We start from the raw sequence: 18,686 nt of genomic DNA, 5'->3' as shown, positions 1-18,686 counted from the left end.
CATGGCTACTTTTACCTCAGACACCTACGACGAACTCGGCGAAAAGCTCGACTCCTTGCCACTTAGTTTTGAAAACCTCGGCGGCGTCGAATACTTCTCCGGGCCTGCAGAAACCGTGCGGGTCGATGAAGATAACCAGCTGCTCAAAGAACTCATGAAACAACCGGGAAACGGCCGCGTGCTGGTCGTTGATGGTGGCGAAAAGATCACCTGCGCACTTATGGGCGGAAATATGGCGGCATTCTTCGCGGATAGCGGCTGGGCGGGCGTTGTCACCGTCGGTGCAATTCGCGACCGCGCTGAAATCACCGAGGTTGAACTCGGTGTGCTGGCCATGGGATCCAATCCCAAGCGAAGCAAGAAGGAGCGTACCGGTGAGGTAGGAGTCAAACTGGAATTCGCAGGGGTTAAAGTAGTTCCGGGAGCCATGGTCTTTGCCGATTCCGATGGAGTCCTCATCGAAAAAAATAGCTACTGAACACTTCAGGGAGAATAATGCGGACATGGGTTGTAGTAGTACCCGCATCGATAGCCTTAGGCCTGCTCCTTGATTACTTTAATGTCGCTGCTGCCTGGATTCTTTCCGGAATTTTGGTAGCAGGTGGCGCGGCATTGATCCGCCGCCGCGAGCTCGCGCTCAATCAGCATGTGGAAAAATCTGGCCGCGGCGTCATTGGTGTCCTCGCTGGCCTGCCGCTGGTGGGAGTAAGCATTGGTGATGTCACACCATTTCTGCTGCCTGGCTTGGTGGTATCTCTTATCACCGTGGCGCTGGGAATTGGCGCCGGCGTGGTGCTGTCTAAAACCGTGAAGGAAATTACCCCGCAAACCGGAATCTTGTGCATGCTGCCTGGCGGTTCTTCCACTATTCCGGTGATTGCCATGGAAACGGGCGCTGATTATCGCCTGGTCGCGCTTTCTCAATACCTGCGCCTGCTCATCGTCTCTTTGTCGCTGCCGCTGATTACTTCCCTGTTTAATGTCTCCACGACGGTGGCAGAAGAAGAGTCGGGCACTTGGTGGGGCGCGCTTTTGTTGGTGGCTTGCGCGCTGGTGGGACCATACATCGGTAAGCTTTTGCGCTTTCCTGCGCCGCATATCTTCGCCCCGCTGCTGCTTACGGTTCTGCTGGGGCAATTTTTCCCAGAAGCAATCTTCATGCCGGAGGCCGTCGCCGTCCTGGGCTTTTTAATCATCGGGTGGTTCTGCGGCGGCGGGCTATCGGTGCCCGTGCTTAAGATTTTTGCCCGCCAACTGCCGATGACCTTGCTGTTTATCATCTTGACCATCGCCACCTGCGCCGCGACCGCACTGCTGCTGACTGGGTGGATGGACATCGCCTATTTTGATGCCTACCTCGCCACCAGCCCCGGCGGCCTGGAAACCGTCCTAGCGCTGGCGCACGAAGGCGGCTCTGGACCAGCGGTAGTGAGCGTGCAGCTGATTAGGCTGCTCACGCTGCTTATTCTCGCTGGCTACCTGTCTGGAATTATCAAGTGGATACTCAAGAAAGGCCGGGGATAATCGCATTGAGGCCAAGGAAGAGCAGCAACGTAATTAGTGGAATTGCAATTGTGACGACAGCGATGTCCTTGTAGGACTGCCGATGACTCATGCCGCAGACGATGAGCATGGTCAGTACCGCTCCGTTATGCGGCATAGAATCAAAGCTCACTGACGCCATCGCCGTCACACGGTGCATAAGCTCCATGCTGATATTTTGCTCAGCTGCGAGTTGTGCGAGCTGCTCCCCCATGGTTTCCATAGTGATGCTCAAACCACCGGAAGACGATCCTGTAATACCTGAAATTACAGCTGTCGACACCGTGGAGACAACCAATGCGTTATCGCTGACACCCAACATATTTTCTTGCACGACTGCAAAGACGGCAAGGGACGCAATGACTGCACCGAAGCCAACCTCAGAAGCCGTAGTAAAGCAGGGCAAGATAGCATTCTTTGCTCCGGCGGAGAATTCCTTCACCGACTGCCGAGCGCGTTGAGGAAACATCAACACCATAACGAGGATCGCCAGAGCCAGGGACAGCGTGGGACCCCAGATACCGGTCAACGACTGGATATCAGTAGCTCCAAACTTTTCTTCCGACAAATAGGATGTATCCATCTCGTCGGCGAAGTAGAAGACAAAAGAAAAGTTGACGATGATTACCACTAGGATCGGGATCAGACCTAAAAGACCTTGAACCTTGATCGAAGGATCCGTCTTGAGCGCAGGGGCCTCGCTGAGCTGCTCGTCGCCAGTACTAGTTGATGAAATTTCAGGGTTTGTATCCAAGGGAAGGAATTCTTCCCCTGTCTTGTGGATCTGTTTGACGCGGTACTGTAGCCACGCTGTTCCGGAAGCGAGCATGACTGCTGCAGCACCAAGCCCAAAGAATGGTGCTGCATAGACATTGGTTCCAAAGTAGCTGGTGGGAATGGCATTATGCACCTGTGGCGACCCTGGAAGCGCAGCGAGTGCGAATGTGATTGTGCCTAATGCGATGGCCGCGGGCATGAGCCGTTTGGGAATACGTGCTTCTTTAAACAGGGCTGTTGCGATTGGCACAATAGTAAAAGCTACAACCCAAGCAGAAACTCCGCCGTACGTCAGCAATGCGGTGGCAACGATGGTTGAAAACATTGCTCGCTTCGGGCCAAAGAGGGTGGTAATGCCTTTAGCAAGGTACCTGGCTAGCCCCGTAGAAGTCATGAGGTACCCAAAAATCGCGCCAAATAAGAAGAGCGGGAAATACTGGACGATGAAATTTCCTAGGGCCGGCATAAATATCTGGGTATAACTTGCCAAGATTGGTTGACCGGAGAAAACCACCGCGATGAGTGCTGCGAACGGTGCAACAACTACAACGGAATGTCCGCGGTAAGCGAAGATAATCAGGAATGCTAGGGAAATCAGCACGCCGATAAAAGCGATAATCACTGAGTGCTCCTTAGAAAGGGGCACTATTATTAAAACTATGGTTACAGGTGCCCGTGAACGGATCTTGGAGTGTTCCCGCCGACTCTTTAGTGAGCGAACCTTTGCGCAAGTTTCGCTGAAAGACATTGCTGCCGAGGCCGATGTATCAGTAGCGCTGATTGTGAAGCACTTCCACAACAAAGATTCTTTGTTTGAAGCAACCGTGGATTTCAGTAATTCTTCGAAAGCGCTATTTGCTGGAGAATTCGAGCAGTTGGGACGCACAGCGATTCGAGAAACGCTGACTGCACCACACAACGCTCCCTACTCAATGGCTCGGACTATCTCGGTGTCGGCAGGAAATCCAGATAGTCTCAATGCCATCGGCAAGCGAATTCGTTCTGACTTGCAGAGAGTTTTAGTAAACCGGATCCGAGAGGAAGCGCCGCACCCAACTCCGTCTCCGGAGTTGCGGGCGCAGTCGGCATTAGCTTTACTGCTCGGTTTGTCGATGATGCGTCGCTTCGCCGACACTGAATTTGAATCATTCAATGCGCAATCTTTGGAAGACCACTATTCGAAGATTCTCCAGGCCATCATCAACGGCGAACCTCGTTAATAACCGCGGAGAAGTCGAGGTTGCCGTTACCAGCAGCGACGAATTCTTCGAACGCTTGAGTAGCGATCTTGCCGAGCACGGTATCCGTGTCGGTTGCTTGCGCCGATTCCATCGCCAAGCGAAGGTCCTTGAGCATCAATGCCGAGGAAAATCCAGGTTGGAAATCATTATTGGCGGGAGATGTAGGAACAACGTCCGGGATGGGAGCGTTGACCGATAACGACCACGAGTTACCGGTGGCATTTGAAACCACGTCAAAGAAGGCTTGATGGTCTAGACCGAGGCGCTCGCCCAGGACGATGGCCTCAGACAACACCATCTGTTGTACTGCCAAAATCATATTGTTGCAGGCTTTTACCGCTTGGCCATTGCCAACTTGTCCGCAATGGGTGATGGAACGACCCATCACATCAAGTACTGGATGCACTTGGTTGAACGCTTCCTCTGTTCCGCCCACCATAAAGGCGAGGGTCCCGGCTTCCGCTCCAGTAGTACCACCCGAGACGGGAGCATCAATGAACTGGGAACCCCGGTCGTAGACGCTCTCTCCAATCTCACGGGCATCCTGCACGGAAATAGTGGAGGAGTCGATGTAAACCTTGGCTGTGGAATCAGCATCCAACAGCTCCCCCAGCACCTTTTTGACTAGGTCACCGTTGGGCAGCATAGTGATCACCACGTCGGCGCCCTCTGCTGCTTCGACAGCGGTATCAAAAACCGCGACGCCGTCTTTTTTAGAGCTTTTCTTGGCTTCCGCAGAAACATCGAAACCTTGGACAGTCAATCCTGCTTTGGCGAGGTTAGCGGCCATACGCCCGCCCATGTTACCTAGCCCAATGACAGCAATTGTTTGATTAGACATGATATTTTCCTTTGCTAGTCCATCACTGGCATAGAAAATTGCGGTCCGGCATTCTCTTCATCTGGCCAGCGACTGGTGACGGTCTTGGTCTTCGTGTAGAAACGGAAGGAGTCAGGTCCGTGCTGGTTGAGGTCACCAAACCCAGAAGCCTTCCACCCGCCAAAGGTGTGGTACGCGATTGGCACGGGAATTGGCACGTTGATTCCTACCATTCCTACGTTGACCGCGGTTGCGAAGTCACGGGCAGCGCCGCCGTTGGATGTAAAGATGGCTACGCCATTGCCGTACTCATGTTCAGTGGGAAGCTTCACTGCTTCTTCCAAAGTTTCTGCACGCACCATGGACAGGAAAGGACCGAAGATTTCATCAGTGTAAATCGACATGTCTGGCGTCACATGATCGAAAAATGTTGGTCCAGTAAAGAAGCCCTCGGCGAGTGATTCGCCATCAAAAGAAGCAGAGGACATATCGAGCGTGCGGCCATCGGCAAGCAGCTCGGCACCGCTGCTTTGGCCCTGTTCGATGTAGTTTTCAACGCGGTCTTTGGCATCCTGGGTGACCAGCGGACCGTAATCCGAACTGGCATCCAGGCTGTGGCCGACGTTGAGGCTTGGGATCTTCTTTAAAATGGCATCGCGCAGATTATCGGCCGTTTCTTGCCCAACTGGAACGACTACCGACAGCGCCATGCAACGCTCCCCTGCGGAGCCGAAAGCTGCACCGACGAGAGTATCTGCGGTGGCTTCAATGTCGGCATCGGGAAGCACAATGGCGTGGTTCTTAGCACCGCCAAAGCACTGCGCACGCTTGCCAGTTGCAGCGCAACGTTCATAGATATACTGCGCAATCGGGGTAGAGCCAACGAATCCAATGCCTTGTACGACGTCAGAATCTAATAAGGCGTCCACTGATTCCTTGCCACCATGAACTACGTTGAGAACACCAGCTGGCCCGCCGGCCTCGACGAATAGCTCCGCGAGACGAACTGGGACCGATGGGTCGCGTTCAGAAGGCTTAAGGATGAAAGCATTGCCGGCTGCCAGGGCTGGACCCGCCTTCCATAATGGAATCATTGCGGGAAAGTTGAAGGGCGTGATTCCGGCAACCACGCCGAGCGGCTGACGCATGGAGTAGGTGTCGATTCCTGTGCCGACCTCGCTCGAGTATTCACCCTTGAGCTGATGCGGAGCTCCTAGAGCGAATTCCAAGACTTCCAATCCTCGTTGAATATCGCCTTTCGCATCCGGAAATGTCTTGCCATGCTCGAGAGAAAGAGTGGTCGCGAGCTCATCCATGTTTTCATTGATAAGCGCAATCCACTTCATGATGATGCGCACTCGCTTTTGAGGGTTGAGCCGCGCCCAGCCCTTTTGAGCATTCTGTGCGCTCGCGATCACATGGTTGATATCTTCGGTGCTCGCGAGTGCTACTTCAGCCTGTGGCTTTCCGAGCGATGGGTTGAGAACAGGTTGGGTGTTACCAGAAGTACCTGGGTACTCCGCTCCGTCGACATAATGGTTGATTGTCTTCATTGGGACCTTCCTCCTTGTAAGTGGTATACCGGAAAGCCTAGCGAGATACTCGACACAATCCACGGCCAATTGTGTGGCACAACACTATTTACCCCCGGCGCGCGGTCCCTAGCTGCGTAGTACGATTTAGAGAGTGGGTGTACACCATTCACCCGATCACGAAAGGATGATCGCCATGGACTCACGGAAATCTTGGGAAGCCGATGTCATTCTCAATGACGGCGGGATCGCTGCTCTGCGAGCCATTCGTCCTGATGACCGGGAGAAACTTCATAGTTTCTACGCACGGGTATCTGATGAATCTAAGTACTTAAGGTTTTTCGGTAACCACCCGGCACTTCAGGACGAAGACCTCCAACGATGGATCGATACCGATGGGCATGACAAGGTCACACTGGTAATGCTCGAACGTGAGGCTATCATCGCGGTCGCTGGGTATGAGCTGATCGAACAATTCTTGCCAGCTCGAGTAGGCGATGTGTCCTTTTTAGTTCAAGACTCGCACCAATCACGCGGGTGCGGCAATATTTTATTGGAACACCTCGCAGAAATTGGACGCGAGGGTGGAATCCAACGCTTCTATGCTGAGATGCTCATGAATAACCGTCAGATGGCTCAAGTGTTCATTCGAGCTGGTTACTCAGCAACTCCTGAATATGGAGATGGACTACTGACTGTTGATTTTAAGATCGAGCCAAATTCTAAATCCCGCGAAGTCGTGGAACGCCGAGAATTACGCGCGGAAGCAAACTCTATCTCTCGGCTGCTGTCCCCGAATTCCATCGCAGTGGTCGGCACGATTGAGGGCGTCGGCTCCATTATTCCGTCCCTGGTCCAAGGAAATTACCGTGGTAACTTACATATTTTAACCACGCACCCTGGCGAAGCCTCGGTTACTGAGACGCTGAAAAGGCTTGATGTCGATGTGGATGTTCTCCTTGTTGAGCATGATCCTGGAAACATCACCGAAATCATGGCTGCTGCGTCCACCAAGAATGCCAAAGGCATCATCATGGTGGCGGGAAACCAGATGGCACATATTTCTGAAGAAACATCGCGTGACCTCGTACTAGCAGCTCGCGATAACGGACTCCGTGCGTTAGGCCCTGCCGCTCTGGGCATTATTAATACAGACCCTAGTGTCTCCCTGAATTCCACTCCTGCCCCCATGCCACTTGCTGGTCGCATAGGCATTTTTACCCAATCTTCCGGTGTAGGGACGCTAGTACTCTCCCGCGCCCTCGAACGCGGACTTGGGATTAGTTCTTTCATCGCCGCGGGTTCTTTCGCCGATGTCACCGGCAATGACGTGATGCAATATTGGGGTTCTGATGACAACACGTCGATCTGTTTGCTGTCACTAGATTCCATCGGCAACCCGCGCAAGTTCTTCCGGGTTCTGCGCCGTCTGGCTCTAGAAAAGTTCGTGATCGTATTCATGCCTTCCCGCGCCCTGCGCTCCTCCAGTCACTATGACGTGGAGTTAAGTTCGCAGTTGGAGAAGGTGGATACTCACGCTTTAGATGAGACCATCCGCAACACTGGTTCTATGGTTGTTACCAGCCGAGAAGCAATGTATGACATTGCACAATTGCTCGATAGGCAACCACTTCCACAAGGCAACCGGATTGCGTTGATTTCCAATAGCACAGGTCTATCTTCCCAAATGGAACAGTCGGCATTGCGTTTTGGACTAATTCCACAGGAGGTAGTTGCGTCTGACCAACTGATAAATGAGGTGGAAGCGGCTCTGGAAAATCCTGAGATTGATGCGGTCCTTTGCGCAGTAGTTGAAATTAACACGGGTGACTTCCTCAAAGAATGCCGTAATGAACTCGAGGTTTTGGCAAAAGAAACCCAGAAGGTCCCTCTGATCGCGTCGTTTATCGGTTTTGACAAGCCTCATTTCCAGCAAGCCAGTCTTCCTGTATTTGATAACTATGCAGATGCATTGCAAGCGCTTCAACAAGTGTTGACCAATGAGACGAAAAGAGCCGAAGCCCGTCCACAACCAGATGACGAGATAGGCGAAGGCGACATAGATAAAGCTCAAGAAATAGTTCAACGCGTCCTTAGAGAGAGCCCTCAAGGCCGGTGGACTACGGACAATGAATGTGCTGAAATTTTAGACGCCTATGGCATCGGAGTAGTTCCTTGGGTAGAAGTCGCTTCCACTGATGAGGCTGTAGCCGCTGCCGAAACACTCGGATGGGATGTCGTGCTGAAATCGCTGAGCCCTATCGTGCGTGGACGATCGGAATGGCCCACCGTTATTCGTCATATTCGCGATGAACACAGCATGAAAGATGCATGGAACACCCTGCGTGAAATGGCCGTTGAACTGGAGATAATTCCTGCTGACAGCAACGATATTTCTGCGTTGAATCCCGTGGTTCAAGCACATGCCACCTCAGGTGCCTCCCTGACGATCCGAGCTGTGGAGAATCCTGTAGTGGGTCCGATTATTTCCACCGGCATTTCCGGAATCCCCAATGATTTGCTCAATGACAAAACTTGGAGGGTCCCGCCGATTCGACGTAGCGATGCGGCTTCAATGCTGGGATCACTGAAGGCCTCTCCCCTTCTCACTGGGTATCGCGGTTCAAAGGCATCTCGCCTGTCGACGGTTGAAGACATCATCATGGGAGTCTCCAAACTTAAAGACGACATCAGTTCCATCGTAGAAATCGAACTTACACCGGTCATCGCTGGAGTCAATGCCACCGAAGTCGTAGGTGCAAGAATGCGGATTGCACCATTGAAGTCTGAACGTGATCCATTGGCACGGGCTTTTACGCAGTAGGACCAAGTATGAAACATCTTCTAATAGATACTGAAGAAATCCATAACTACAGCCTGGGCAAAGGTCACCCCATGGGCCCAGATCGTGTAGATTCCGCGCTTGACTTAGCTCGCCGACTGGGAATCATAGATGCTTTTACGGTAGAAACACCAGCTGCCGCAGCTGACGAAATCCTAGAATTGGTTCACAGCTCAGAATACATTCAGGCAACACGTATCCACAGGCCCAATCTGCGCTTTGGAATTGGCACCGAAGATAATCCAGTTGCGCCGGGACTATCCGATGTCGCTGCTCGTATTAGCGGCGGCACCTTAGATGCCGTGCGCGCTGTGTGGGACGGAAAAGCGCAACGTGCGGTTAATCTAGCAGGTGGACTGCACCATGCCTTTCCTGATTCAATGGCTGGCTTTTGCATGTATAACGACGCCGCCATTGCCATTACTTGGCTACTGAACAACACTGAGGCACAACGTGTTGCCTATATCGATTTTGACGCCCACCATGGTGATGGCGTGGAGAAGATCTTTTGGAATGATCCGCGAGTACTCACTATTTCAATTCACGAGTCTGGGCTCTATCTATTTCCAGGGACCGGACATGCGCACGAGATTGGTGGCCCAGATGCGGCTGGCACTGCCGTCAATGTAGCGCTGTCCAAAAACGCCGATGACCACGAATGGCTACAAAGTATCCATTCGGTAGTACCAGCGGTGTTGAAGAAGTTTGCTCCAGAAATTGTCATCTCTCAGCACGGAGCTGATCCGCACCGAGCTGATCCTTTGACCGACCTCACCCTGAGTATGGATGCCATGGCATTGGCTTATCACTCAATGTCTAGCTGGGCGCGTCAATTTGCAGACAATAAATGGGTCGCGCTGGGTGGAGGAGGATATGAGAACCATTCGGTTTCACGCGCTTGGACACATGTCCTAGCCGCAGTGTCCGAACAACCTATTGAGCCTCATACCTCGGCATTTGGCGGAGTCATGATGGGAGATGAAAATGTTGACCGCGGTGCGCTATCAGAATATAGCCCGCAACACATTGCTACCTGCCAGCCAACTCCCGCGCTGGTAGCTACGTCACGGGCCATTTTCCCGTACTGGGGTCTACAACCCTATAGCTAGACGAATGCAGACACCCCAGTAATAGCCCGGCCTACGATGAGTGAATTGATCTCATACGTGCCTTCATATGTGTATATGATTTCCGCATCGCTCATCATCTTCGATAAGTCATAATCTGTGAGAATGCCATTGCCGCCACCGATATTACGCCCAGCAGCTGCGGATTCCCGCGCCAACCGAGTGGTCGTAGCCTTCGCTAAAGCCGCGTGCGGCATTTCCAATTTCCCTGCTTCCTGGAGGTGCGCAACTTGGGCCATCATTGACAGCGATACGGTTGCATTACCCAGGATCCTCGTTAAAGCTTCCTGTACCAATTGAAACTTGGCAATAGGGCGACCAAATTGCTCGCGCGATACCGCATATTCCCGCGCCATATCGAAGATCCCCAGCTGAAGTCCAGCTCCTTGCCATGCTACCCACGCGCGCGAGCTACAAAGATAGTCGTTGGTATTAGCGAACGATTGCGCACCCGGGATGATGTTTTCATGCGGAATGAGAACACTATCGAAGGTGATATCTGCATTCTGCATAATTCGCAGTCCCATCTTGCGGGAGATTTTCTCGGCGGAAACGCCTTCGCGACCCATCTCCACGATGAAGCCCTTGACCTCATTATCTGCAGTGTCGCGTGCGAAACAAATGGCAAAATCGGCGAATGTCCCTCCACCAATCCAACGCTTCGTTCCATTAATTACCCACCCATCGGCAGTTTTCTCGGCGGTCGTAGCAAGACCACCCGCAATGTCCGAACCATGCTCGGGCTCTGTCAGCGCGAAGCATCCGATCTTTTCAAAACTACGCAGGCCATCCAACCATTTTTCACGCTGTGCATCACTCGCCAGGGCATCGATAAGCGCCACAATCAGCTCATTATGAATGCCCACCAATGCAGACAATGAAACGTCCGCACGAGTAACTTCTGCGTATGCCAAGCCGCGATAGAGTCGAGACGTCCCCGATACTGCAATCTCACCCAGCCCGTATTTAGCGAGTTCAGGAAGCAGGTGGAATGGAAATTCCTCGCGATCCCAATATTCACCCACCTCCGGACGGATCTTCGTTTGCAGGAATTCATGCAGGGCATGCAGCCGTTTGGACTCTTCAGGCTCTAGCTGATCAGCAACCCCGAGAATATCTGTGTGCGGGAATGGGATCCCTTCCAACAGGGACTGTGTTGCGTCGTCGCTCTTTATAATCGGTGGCATAGTTAGACTCTCCCAAAGTGATAAGACTTGATTAGCCAAGCCTACTAGTACGATTTATAAAGTTAGCGTACACCGTGTTGTGCGCCATGTCACCAATATTCGATAACCCCTACATCAACAAAAGGAACCTAATGCCCACAAAAAAGCCCCTAACACCTCGCCAAAGAGAGCTTTTCAATGCCCTCCTAAACGACTTTCTCAGCGAGGGCTTTGAATCTTTCACCATCGATAACGCCAGCAAACGCTATCGATGCTCGAAATCAACCATCTATGGACTTGGCACCACTCGCGACGAAATCCTGGCACGAATTCTAGTGAGCTACTTTAAAGAAATTAGCCGGCGAACAACTCCAGAAATCACGTCAAGAACCTCCTTCGAAAAGGCTTTCATCGATTACTTCGACAACATCAAAGAGGCCCTTTCTGCAGCTAGCCCCAAGTTCATGCAAGATCTTGCCAGCGATCCTGTCGCGCGCGACATTTATGGCATCAACACCAAGGCCGCTATCGAAATCATTCACAGCCTGCTCGAGCGTGGAGTTGCCTCTGGCGAATTCCAAATCACTTCCATTTCGTTTACCTCTCGACTCATCCAGCAGGCCATGGATGACATTCAGCAAGGGACCTATTTAGACGTCCTAGAAACCAAGGAAGCCTACGCCAGCCTGGGCCAACTCATCCTGACAGGATTGAAGAAACCGTAGAAATTCCAAGAAGCTCTAGAAATTACTTCGATATCGAAGTAAGCTCAACGGGGACACACGTCACACAAGCCCAGCCCGAGTTGCTCATAACACAGAGCTGCGGTGGCGCTACGGGCAGTGTCCATAATCAATCTTGAGGAGTCTCATGAATACGGTTACCGAACAATTTCTAGCAGCCCGCGACTTTCTCGTGGATAATCGTGAAAACTACCAAGGTGCAGTCGAGGGCTTCGAGTGGCCACGATTTGAACACTTCAACTTTGCCATCGACTGGTTTGACCACTTGGCTAGCGAGCCAGAATCGAAAGACCGTGAGGCTTTGGTAATCAACGAACAGGACGGAACCAGCACGCGCCGTACCTTTTCACAGATGTCGCAGCGCTCGCAGCAACTGGCCAACTGGCTGACTGAGCAAGGGGCCCAGCGTGGTGATCATGTAATGCTGATGCTCAACAACCAGCTTGAACTGTGGGAAACCATGCTTGCATGCATTCGTGCGGGCTTTGTCCTCAATCCTGCTACTTCGATGCTGGGCGCAGATGACCTACAAGATCGTACCGAACGTGCCGATGTCTCCTGGGTGATCGCAAACTCGGAAGATGCGGCAAAGTTTCAAGACGTGACCGGTGATTTCACTGTCATTCAGATTCAGGATGGCGACGCTGCACAATCTGCTCACGAGACTCTGTACTACTCGGACTCTTTCAACGCGCCTGTTGAATACACGCCGACGCAGGAAACTCGAGCTGATGACACCCTCCTGTTGTATTTCACTTCGGGCACCACGTCCAAAGCGAAGCTGGTTGCACACACCCATGTCTCGTATCCTGTTGGGCACTTGACCACGATGTACTGGATCGGCCTGGAACCGGGCGATGTTCACCTCAATGTAGCTGCGCCTGGTTGGGCGAAGCATGCATGGTCAAATTTCTTTGCGCCGTGGATCGCAGGCGCCACCATCTTCATCTACAACTACTCTCGCTTTGATGCTCCTGCTCTGATGGCGCAGATGGATGCCGAAGGCGTTACCAGCTTCTGTGCCCCGCCAACGGTATGGCGCATGCTCGTTCAAGCGGACTTGTCTCTCATGAAGACTCCTCCGAAGAAGATTGTAGGTGCTGGTGAGCCGCTAAACCCAGAGCTTTTCAATGCCATCAAGCGCGGTTGGGGCGGCGAAATTCGCGATGGATTTGGACAGACTGAGTCCTCGCTTCAGATTGCAAACACACCAGGAGAAGCAGTTAAACCTGGCTCGATGGGAAAGCCACTGCCTGGATTTAACATTAGCTTGATTGACCCAGCTACTGGTGAGCACGGCGATACGGGTGAAATCTGCATTCAGATGGATCCTCGCCCAATTGGCCTGTTCGTCGGTTATGTCGCTTCCCCGGAAAAGAACCAAGAAGTCTTCCGCGAAGGCTATTACCACACCGGCGATATCGCTGAGCGTGACGAAGATGGCTATATCTACTACATCGGACGCGCTGATGATGTCTTCAAGGCATCCGACTACCGCCTGTCGCCATTTGAGCTGGAATCTGTGGTTATTGAGCATGCTGCTGTCGCCGAGGTTGCGGTCGTCCCGTCCCCAGACCCAATTCGCCTCGCCGTTCCGAAAGCCTATGTGGCACTCAGCAACGGATACGAGCCAAATGCTGAGACCGCAGAATCCATTCTCAAGCATTGCCGCGACGGACTAGCGCCGTACAAGCGTATTCGCCGTCTTGAATTCTTCGAATTGCCCAAGACCGTATCGGGCAAGATTCGTCGTGTTGATTTAAGGAAACGTGAGAATGAAATCCACGCCGAAGATGGTGGGGAAAAGAAGGCGACCACGGAGTTCGCAGATTCGGATTTTCCGTCGCTCAAAGGATAAGGATAGGGTATTAGGCTATTAATACATTCGGCAGCCAAAGGAGGACGTTGTGAAAGCACGCTCCATGGCTGCCACTTCTTTTGATTCCATAGCTGAGGGACATCGGCAATGGGAGAAGCATAATTCCTTGGAAAGTGCCGATGGCCTAGCCACACTGACAACCGCAGTACGGATGGCAGAGATCCTTGTTCAAGGGGCTGAAGATGTGTTGAAACCTTTCGGTATTACGTTCGGCCACTTTGAACTGCTCACCATGTTGGTTTATTCGCGTCGCGGTGGCCTGCCAATGTCCAAGATTGGCGCTCGTCTTCAGCTCGCCCCAGCTTCGTTGACGCACAACGTATCAAAGTTAGAAGATGCTGGACTGGTTGAGCGCAGCCGAGATCCGAAGGATAAGCGTTCCACCCTGGTCAGCATCACGGATCAAGGCATTGCTTTGTCTGGGGCTGCGAGCCCCGCCATAGATGATTACTTCGCTAACCTGCCCATGGATAAAGCCGACCAGGATGCAGTGCGCCGCATAGGGGCAGCGCTGCGAAGCCAGGCCGGCGATAAAGTCGATAAGACGTTTTAAGCGTTTTTGAAGTTAGCGTCTCGCTTATCAGAAAACGCTGCCATTCCTTCTTTCTGGTCTTCAGACGAGAACAGCGCATGGAAGGTTCGACGTTCAAAAAGCAGGCCTTGAGACAATGAGGTCTCAAAAACGGTGTTGACCTGTTCTTTAATCATGGACGTAGTCAATTGAGACTTCGACGCAATTAGCGCGGCTGTCTCTAACGCTTTCTCCACTAGTTCCTCGGGCGCGACAACCTGCGCAACGAGCCCGCTGCGTTCAGCTTCGTTTGCGTCCATCATGCGCCCGGTCAAGCACATCTCCATTGCTTTGGCTTTTCCTACTGCCCGTGTCAGTCTTTGGGATCCTCCCATACCAGGAGTGATACCCAGGTTTACTTCGGGTTGCCCAAATTTCGCCTTTTCACCAGCGATAATGAAGTCGCACATCATTGCCAGTTCACAGCCACCGCCGAGCGCATACCCATTAACTGCGGCGATAATCGGGGTACGCAGTGCCGTTAATTTTTCCCAATCCGCAAACCAATCCGCTTTGTACATTTCTACGAACCCTTGTGGTGCCATTTCTTTAATATCAGCGCCGGCAGCGAATGCCTTTTCTGAGCCAGTCAGTACAATGGCACCGATCTCGGAGTCCGCATCAAATTCAGTTGCTGCAGCGATGATTTCGGTTTGGGTGTCCTGGTTCAAGGCATTAAGAGCCTTCGGACGATTCAGAGTAATCAACCCAACTCGGTCTTTAGTCTCAACGATGATGTTGTTGTATTCCACGACAATCTCCTTAAAATTCTGGTCCGTTATTTCCACGCTGGTCAAGAATGCTGACGACTACCTTTGGATCAACATCTTTAAGGTCGGTGTACTTCCACTTTGGATTTCTGTCTTTTTCAACGATCTGCGCACGCACGCCCTCAACAAAGTCGCCATAAGCTCTCATGTTCAACGCCATCCAATACTCTGTCGTCAGTGCATCTCCCAATGTACCGACGGATGCGCGATCCAGAAGCAGTTCTGTAACTTTCAAAGACAATGGCGAAGCCGCACGAATCTTTGATGCTGCATGAGCAGCCCAATACGTGTCATCTTTATCGGCGGAAGCTTTATCGAGTCGAGCAAGGGTTTCTTCAACGGAATCTGCAGAATAGACATCAACCATTTCGTCTCGAACTCCGGGGAAACTCTCCCCTGTCTCGGCAGCAAAGTTGTCGATCTCTGCAATATTGCCGGACTCTGCTAACGCTTCTACGAGCGGATCAAGCTTTTGTTCGGGGACAAAATAGTCAGCAAAGCCAAGATCAATAGCTTCCGCTGCCCCAACGTGAATGGCTGTGTACGCCAGATGACGTCCGAGCCGATCCGCGGACTGTGCTAGAACAAATGAACCGCCGGCATCAGGAGCAAACCCAATACCAACTTCTGGCATACCGAGACGGGTGCTGTCAGTAACGATTCGGTGGGAACCGTGACTGGAAATCCCCACACCCCCACCGAGCACGATGCCTTTCATTAACGCGACATAAGGTTTGGGATAGTTAGCGATGAGATGATTGAGCTCGTACTCTTCATTGAAGAAAACCTTGCCCAAATTTTCATCTTTGTACAGCTCAGCAATATCGCCACCGGCACACAGTGCACGCTCCCCCGCACCACGAACGACGACAAGGTAGATTTCGTCATCGTTCGCCCAGTCCCGCAAAGTGCTCGTCATGCTACGAATCATGTCTAGGTCAAGGGCATTGAGCGCATTTGGTCGGTTGAGCGTAATAATGCCTGCTCGTCCTACACGCGTAGTCAGCAATGAATCTGTCATTTCAGTCCTTTAATTACGTTCCATTAATAATGCTTCGCCTTGGCCCCCACCGCCACACAGGGAAACACCTGCTTTGTTGGCACCCTTTTTAAGCGCGTAGGCGGCATGAACGACCAGCCGCGCACCCGATGCCCCGATGGGATGCCCCATAGCAATAGCTCCACCTTGCGCATTAACTCGGTCGGGGGAAATGCCAAGTTCATTAGCCGAATGAACAACGACGGCGGCAAATGCTTCGTTTATCTCGATGACGTCGAGTTCTTCTACTCCCCAACCTTCACGATCCAGGGCTTTCTTTAGAGCATTCGCTGGTTGTGCTTGGAGGGAGCTATCAGGCCCTGCAACTTGGCCGACCGCCCGTAAAGTCGCCAATACCTCCCAGCCCTTGCTCTCTGCGGTCGCGCGGGTAGTTAGTACTACGGCCGCGGCTCCATCAGAAATGGGAGAGGCGTTTCCTGCGGTAATTGTTCCGTCCTCTTCAAAAGCAGGTCGCAGCTTGGACAATGACTCGGTGGTCACGCCTTCTCGGACGCCCTCATCACGGCTCAGTACCATAGTGTCTTTGCGGTGCTGCACCTCAATTCCGACTATCTCGTCAGAAAAATCTGCTGACAAAGATCGCTGGTGAGACAAGGCGGCAGCTTTATCTTGTTCTTCACGAGTGACGGGATAACGATCGGAATATTTCTCGGAAAGACTGCCCATCGAAATATCAAGGTCCGCTGCGCGCAGACCATCAAAATCCATGTGGTCAACCGCAGTCATCGGTCCATATTTCTGACCGGTTCGGGAACCACGCAAAAGATGCGGTGCTTGTGACATGGACTCCATGCCTCCTGCAACCACCACGCTCGCTTCCTCAGAGCGCAACAGTCTGGACGCATCAATAATCGCGCTCAGCCCAGACAAGCACACCTTATTCACAGTTGTGGTGTGCGCACTAGCGGGAATACCCGCAGCTAGCGCGGCCTGTTTAGTCGGGTTTTGGCCGCATCCAGCTTGGAGGACCTGGCCCATTATGACGGCATCAATAAGTTCAGCATCAATATTATTTTTGTTCAAGGCCCCACGAATTGCATGGGCTCCCAACTGAGTTGCCGGGACCGCAGATAAGCCTCCCAGCAGCTTTCCAAATGGGGTTCTAGCTGCCCCAACGATGACAACATCAGTTTCCTTCATAACAAACCTTCCAATCAATTAAACAAAGAATTCAACATGTACGCTTTTGTCTTAAATCGTACACCTGCAAGGTGACGTGCGCCACCATCCGGACTGGCCTGGGTTGGAAGTTTCCTTAAAGTGATTGCTGCCATATAGTAGTTGTGTTGGTGCGGTACAACATACCGACGCCCCAAAAAGGTTCGCAAGGAGAATTCATTTCATGACTGACACCCAAGTCACCGAGCCACCCGAAACAAAAGGCTCAGTCAATAGATCCTGGACAATTACACTTTTCGGCACCGCAGTCGGTGCCGGAATTTTGTTTTTGCCAATTTCTGCCGGCAGTTTCGGATTCTGGCCGCTACTAATCGCCACCATCCTCATTGGGCCGATGACATACTTCGCCCACCTCGCGTTTTCGTGGATGATGAGCTCGTCTCGTCTCCAAGGCGAGGACGTATTAGTGGTGTTGACGGACTACTTCGGCAAGAAGGCCGGCATCGTCATTGCCATCATCTATTGGTTTACGTTCTTCCCCGTTGTACTGATCTACGGTGTCAGTATCGTCAACACCGTCGATAGTTTCGTCGTCAATCAGCTCGATGGACCCTCCATCTCTCGATGGATTCTGGCACCAGTTCTGGTTGGCCTGATGACGCTGGCGCTGGCGTTTGGTGACAAGATCATGCTGGTCGTCGCACAATTTGTGGTCTACCCGCTGATTATCGCCCTCGCCGCGGTCTCCCTCTACTTGATTCCGCAGTGGGATTTCAGCTCCTTCATGGACGCCGGCCCGAAAGATGCTGGCGGCCTACTCAGCGCAATGATTCTCATCTTGCCGGTTTTGGTCTTCGCATTTTCGTTTGTCGCAGCCATTTCCCAGTTCGTCTTGGACATGGAAAACAACTACGGCCAAAACCATGGCCGTCAGACCACCAAAGTTATCCGCAATGCCACCATTTTGCTGACGGTCTTTACCATGTTCTTCGTCTGGTCCAGTGCACTCGCCATGGGCGCCGACGGCATGGACGTTGCCAATGAGCAAAACCTTCCGGTCCTGTCCTACTTCGCTAACGTTACCGGCACGCCATTTATGGCATATATGGCACCAATCGTGGTCATCTGCGCCATTGCTTCTTCTTACTTCGGACACTCTTTGGGCACCGTCGAAGGCACCAAGTACCTGGTTGGTCTCGTCGCACCTTCTACCAAGGATGTTCCCTCCCGCAAGATGGACCTGTGGACCTACCTGTTCATCTTCGTCGTGACTTCCCTGGTTGCGGTCGTTAACCCGTCCATTCTGGACATGATTTCCGTCGTGGGCGGTATCTTCTTCGCGCTGATGACTTACCTGTTACCGATGTATGCAATTTACAAGGTCGATGCGCTCAAGAAGTTCCGCAACCGCAAGGCCAACTACTTCGTGATGGTCATGGGTGCCATTGTTTTGTTCGCAACCATCTGGGACATGGTCTCTTAAGTGATTTAATAGGG

General features: G+C 52.3%; 16 protein-coding genes. 9 read left to right on the top strand and 7 right to left on the bottom strand.

From position 1 onward, the window contains the following. Position 1 precedes the first annotated feature (1 nt). On the top strand, positions 2 to 478 hold the full coding sequence (rraA, locus tag CAMM_RS03845; protein WP_003849413.1) for a ribonuclease E activity regulator RraA: 477 nt from the start codon (positions 2 to 4) through the stop codon (positions 476 to 478). 17 nt (positions 479 to 495) lie between these two features. Then, positions 496 to 1,524: an AbrB family transcriptional regulator gene (locus CAMM_RS03840; RefSeq protein WP_003849415.1), complete on the top strand. Its 1,029-nt coding sequence runs from the start codon at positions 496 to 498 to the stop codon at positions 1,522 to 1,524. Here CAMM_RS03840 and CAMM_RS03835 read toward each other — a convergent pair. After that, the gene (locus CAMM_RS03835; RefSeq protein ID WP_003849417.1) at positions 1,505 to 2,941 is read right to left on the bottom strand and encodes a GntP family permease; all 1,437 of its coding nucleotides are present in this window, start codon (positions 2,939 to 2,941) and stop codon (positions 1,505 to 1,507) included. The two genes, CAMM_RS03840 and CAMM_RS03835, sit on opposite strands and share 20 nt — an antisense overlap. Positions 2,942 to 2,978: 37 nt before the next feature. Between CAMM_RS03835 and CAMM_RS03830 the strand changes: the two genes are divergently transcribed. Next, positions 2,979 to 3,539 carry a TetR/AcrR family transcriptional regulator gene (locus CAMM_RS03830; RefSeq protein WP_003849420.1) on the top strand — a complete coding sequence of 187 codons (561 nt, stop codon included), beginning with the start codon at positions 2,979 to 2,981 and terminating at the stop codon, positions 3,537 to 3,539. On the opposite strand, the gene mmsB is transcribed toward CAMM_RS03830, so the two are convergent. Both mmsB and CAMM_RS03820 read right to left on the bottom strand, forming a co-directional pair. Beyond that, a complete protein-coding gene (mmsB, locus tag CAMM_RS03825) occupies positions 3,520 to 4,401 on the bottom strand; it encodes a 3-hydroxyisobutyrate dehydrogenase (RefSeq protein WP_003849423.1) in 882 nt (293 codons plus the stop codon). The two genes, CAMM_RS03830 and mmsB, sit on opposite strands and share 20 nt — an antisense overlap. 14 nt (positions 4,402 to 4,415) lie before the next feature. Then, complete coding sequence (locus tag CAMM_RS03820; protein ID WP_003849425.1) at positions 4,416 to 5,933, bottom strand: CoA-acylating methylmalonate-semialdehyde dehydrogenase; 1,518 nt, start codon at positions 5,931 to 5,933, stop codon at positions 4,416 to 4,418. A gap of 175 nt (positions 5,934 to 6,108) precedes the next feature. Here CAMM_RS03820 and CAMM_RS03815 point away from each other — a divergent pair, with 175 nt between their 5' ends. After that, on the top strand, positions 6,109 to 8,736 hold the full coding sequence (locus tag CAMM_RS03815) for a GNAT family N-acetyltransferase (RefSeq protein WP_147581037.1): 2,628 nt from the start codon (positions 6,109 to 6,111) through the stop codon (positions 8,734 to 8,736). 8 nt (positions 8,737 to 8,744) lie between these two features. After that, a complete protein-coding gene (locus tag CAMM_RS03810) occupies positions 8,745 to 9,863 on the top strand; it encodes an acetoin utilization protein AcuC (protein WP_003849429.1) in 1,119 nt (372 codons plus the stop codon). Here the strand turns inward: CAMM_RS03810 and CAMM_RS03805 are convergent. Continuing rightward, positions 9,860 to 11,068, bottom strand: a complete 1,209-nt coding sequence (locus CAMM_RS03805) for an acyl-CoA dehydrogenase family protein (RefSeq protein ID WP_003849431.1) — start codon at positions 11,066 to 11,068, stop codon at positions 9,860 to 9,862. The genes CAMM_RS03810 and CAMM_RS03805 overlap by 4 nt on opposite strands. 131 nt (positions 11,069 to 11,199) lie before the next feature. On the opposite strand from CAMM_RS03805, the gene CAMM_RS03800 reads away from it, so the two are divergent. The 3 genes from CAMM_RS03800 (at position 11,200) to CAMM_RS03790 (ending at position 14,222) form a co-directional block, all read left to right on the top strand. Beyond that, positions 11,200 to 11,772: a TetR/AcrR family transcriptional regulator gene (locus tag CAMM_RS03800; protein ID WP_040356341.1), complete on the top strand. Its 573-nt coding sequence runs from the start codon at positions 11,200 to 11,202 to the stop codon at positions 11,770 to 11,772. Between the two features lie 145 nt (positions 11,773 to 11,917). Beyond that, positions 11,918 to 13,648, top strand: a complete 1,731-nt coding sequence (locus CAMM_RS03795) for an AMP-binding protein (RefSeq protein WP_003849435.1) — start codon at positions 11,918 to 11,920, stop codon at positions 13,646 to 13,648. Between the two features lie 49 nt (positions 13,649 to 13,697). Further along, the gene (locus CAMM_RS03790) at positions 13,698 to 14,222 is read left to right on the top strand and encodes a MarR family winged helix-turn-helix transcriptional regulator (protein WP_147581036.1); all 525 of its coding nucleotides are present in this window, start codon (positions 13,698 to 13,700) and stop codon (positions 14,220 to 14,222) included. Here the strand turns inward: CAMM_RS03790 and CAMM_RS03785 are convergent. The 3 genes from CAMM_RS03785 to CAMM_RS03775 are packed head-to-tail and all read right to left on the bottom strand — an operon-like array spanning position 14,219 to position 17,210. After that, positions 14,219 to 14,992 carry an enoyl-CoA hydratase gene (locus tag CAMM_RS03785; RefSeq protein ID WP_050759903.1) on the bottom strand — a complete coding sequence of 258 codons (774 nt, stop codon included), beginning with the start codon at positions 14,990 to 14,992 and terminating at the stop codon, positions 14,219 to 14,221. The genes CAMM_RS03790 and CAMM_RS03785 overlap by 4 nt on opposite strands. A 10-nt stretch (positions 14,993 to 15,002) precedes the next feature. Continuing rightward, positions 15,003 to 16,031, bottom strand: coding sequence for an enoyl-CoA hydratase/isomerase family protein (locus tag CAMM_RS03780; protein WP_003849441.1), 1,029 nt, complete (start codon positions 16,029 to 16,031; stop codon positions 15,003 to 15,005). 9 nt (positions 16,032 to 16,040) lie between these two features. Next, positions 16,041 to 17,210: an acetyl-CoA C-acyltransferase gene (locus tag CAMM_RS03775; protein WP_003849443.1), complete on the bottom strand. Its 1,170-nt coding sequence runs from the start codon at positions 17,208 to 17,210 to the stop codon at positions 16,041 to 16,043. Positions 17,211 to 17,412: 202 nt separating this feature from the next. Here CAMM_RS03775 and CAMM_RS03770 point away from each other — a divergent pair, with 202 nt between their 5' ends. Continuing rightward, the gene (locus tag CAMM_RS03770) at positions 17,413 to 18,672 is read left to right on the top strand and encodes an amino acid permease (protein ID WP_003849445.1); all 1,260 of its coding nucleotides are present in this window, start codon (positions 17,413 to 17,415) and stop codon (positions 18,670 to 18,672) included. Positions 18,673 to 18,686 lie beyond the last annotated feature (14 nt).

The sequence above is a fragment of the Corynebacterium ammoniagenes DSM 20306 genome (genome assembly GCF_001941425.1).
Taxonomy (GTDB): Bacteria; Actinomycetota; Actinomycetes; order Mycobacteriales; family Mycobacteriaceae; genus Corynebacterium; species Corynebacterium ammoniagenes.
The sequence above is the reverse complement of the archived record's forward strand: the minus strand, read 5'-3'. Positions and strand labels throughout refer to the sequence as shown.

What these genes read in the sequence shown, in the direction of transcription:
- rraA (WP_003849413.1), top strand. Translation starts at nt 2, where the DNA reads ATGGCTACTTTTACCTCAGACACCTACGACGAACTCGGCGAAAAGCTC.
- CAMM_RS03840 (WP_003849415.1), top strand. Translation starts at nt 496, where the DNA reads ATGCGGACATGGGTTGTAGTAGTACCCGCATCGATAGCCTTAGGCCTG.
- CAMM_RS03830 (WP_003849420.1), top strand. Translation starts at nt 2,979, where the DNA reads ATGGTTACAGGTGCCCGTGAACGGATCTTGGAGTGTTCCCGCCGACTC.
- mmsB (WP_003849423.1), bottom strand. Translation starts at nt 4,401, where the DNA reads ATGTCTAATCAAACAATTGCTGTCATTGGGCTAGGTAACATGGGCGGG.
- CAMM_RS03820 (WP_003849425.1), bottom strand. Translation starts at nt 5,933, where the DNA reads ATGAAGACAATCAACCATTATGTCGACGGAGCGGAGTACCCAGGTACT.
- CAMM_RS03815 (WP_147581037.1), top strand. Translation starts at nt 6,109, where the DNA reads ATGGACTCACGGAAATCTTGGGAAGCCGATGTCATTCTCAATGACGGC.
- CAMM_RS03810 (WP_003849429.1), top strand. Translation starts at nt 8,745, where the DNA reads ATGAAACATCTTCTAATAGATACTGAAGAAATCCATAACTACAGCCTG.
- CAMM_RS03805 (WP_003849431.1), bottom strand. Translation starts at nt 11,068, where the DNA reads ATGCCACCGATTATAAAGAGCGACGACGCAACACAGTCCCTGTTGGAA.
- CAMM_RS03800 (WP_040356341.1), top strand. Translation starts at nt 11,200, where the DNA reads ATGCCCACAAAAAAGCCCCTAACACCTCGCCAAAGAGAGCTTTTCAAT.
- CAMM_RS03795 (WP_003849435.1), top strand. Translation starts at nt 11,918, where the DNA reads ATGAATACGGTTACCGAACAATTTCTAGCAGCCCGCGACTTTCTCGTG.
- CAMM_RS03780 (WP_003849441.1), bottom strand. Translation starts at nt 16,031, where the DNA reads ATGACAGATTCATTGCTGACTACGCGTGTAGGACGAGCAGGCATTATT.
- CAMM_RS03775 (WP_003849443.1), bottom strand. Translation starts at nt 17,210, where the DNA reads ATGAAGGAAACTGATGTTGTCATCGTTGGGGCAGCTAGAACCCCATTT.
- CAMM_RS03770 (WP_003849445.1), top strand. Translation starts at nt 17,413, where the DNA reads ATGACTGACACCCAAGTCACCGAGCCACCCGAAACAAAAGGCTCAGTC.